Origin of the sequence: Pseudomonas sp. HMWF006, from assembly GCF_003061205.1 — a bacterium.
Taxonomy (GTDB): domain Bacteria; phylum Pseudomonadota; class Gammaproteobacteria; order Pseudomonadales; family Pseudomonadaceae; genus Aquipseudomonas; species Aquipseudomonas monsensis.
Genome location: NZ_QAIU01000661.1, coordinates 8,495 through 9,716, shown reverse-complemented (window position 1 = coordinate 9,716; position 1,222 = coordinate 8,495). Strand labels below are relative to the sequence as shown.

The window sequence follows — 1,222 nt, the reverse complement described above, 5'->3', positions numbered from 1 at the left end:
CAGGTAGCCAAAGCTGTTGTGCAGCATCACCACCGCCATGATCAACAAGCCGGACTCGGCGATTTTCGCCTGACTGGCAGCCACCACCGCAGTGACGATGATCACAATGCTGACCACCGACACCAGCGGCAACACCTCCACCGCATGGCGCACCTTGTTACCGAGCAAGCGCTGTGCAACCACGCCGAGGATGATCGGCAGCAACACCACTTGCAGGATCGACCAGAACAACTCCATGAACGACACTGGCAACCATGCCGAGGCCAGCAGCCAGATCAAGGCCGGGGTCAGCAGCGGAGCGAGGAGGGTGGTGACGGCGGCAATCGCCACTGACAGCGCCAGGTCACCGCGGGCCAGCCAGGTCATGACGTTGGAAGAAGTGCCACTCGGGCAGCAGCCGACCAGAATCACCCCGACGGCGATTTCCGGCGGCAGGTGGAAAATCTGGCAGAGCAACCACGCCATGCCGGGCATGATCACGAAGTGCGCAACCACACCCAGCGCCACGCGCCACGGATGGCGGGCGACGGCCGCGAAGTCGTCGAGCTTGAGGGTCAGGCCCATGCCGAACATGACCAGGCCAAGCAGCGGCACGATGGCGCCCTTGAGACCGAGAAACCACGCCGGTTGCAGAAACGCGATCACGGCGAAAATCAGAACCCAGTAAGCGAAGGTATTGCCGACAAAGCGGCTGAGTGCAGCCAGTGCGCGCATGGCTTGATCCTTATTATTAAATGAACACCCTAAAACATGCGGGAGCCGGGTTGCCAGCGATGGCGGTGTGTCAGACGCCACTATAGTCATCTGTTACACCGCTACCGCTGGCAAGCCAGCTCCCACAGTTGATCCTGTTCCTTCAGATGGAACAGGTTTTCGTCAGATCCCCTGCGGCGTCTCTTCACCGCCCAACGCTTCAACCAGCGCCGGCAGGAAGTCGCCGAAGGTCAGCATCATCAGGGTGAAGCTCGCATCCAGCTGGCCCAGCGCTTCGTCGCCGCCGTCCTGGTCCGCCTGATCCTGCAACAGATCTTCGAACTTCAGGCGCTTGACGGTCATTTTGTCGTCGAGCATGAACGACAGTTTGTCCTGCCAGGCCAGCGACAGTTGAGTCACGACTTTGCCCGTGCTCAGGTGCAACTGGATTTCTTCACTGGTCAGGTCCTGACGCTTGCAGCGCACGATGCCACCGTCTTCGTGGGTGTCGCGCAGTTCGCACTCGTCC

General features: G+C 60.6%; 2 protein-coding genes. Both read right to left on the bottom strand.

Features of this window, described 5'->3' with window-relative positions:
- Nucleotides 1-714, bottom strand: a 714-nt coding sequence (locus DBR24_RS30665; RefSeq protein ID WP_146189159.1) for a bile acid:sodium symporter family protein, incomplete at its 3' end; no start/stop codon positions are given.
- Between the two features lie 162 nt (nt 715-876).
- Nucleotides 877-1,222 (bottom strand): recombination-associated protein RdgC (gene rdgC, locus DBR24_RS34645; RefSeq protein WP_256592036.1); only part of this gene is annotated, 346 nt, incomplete at its 5' end.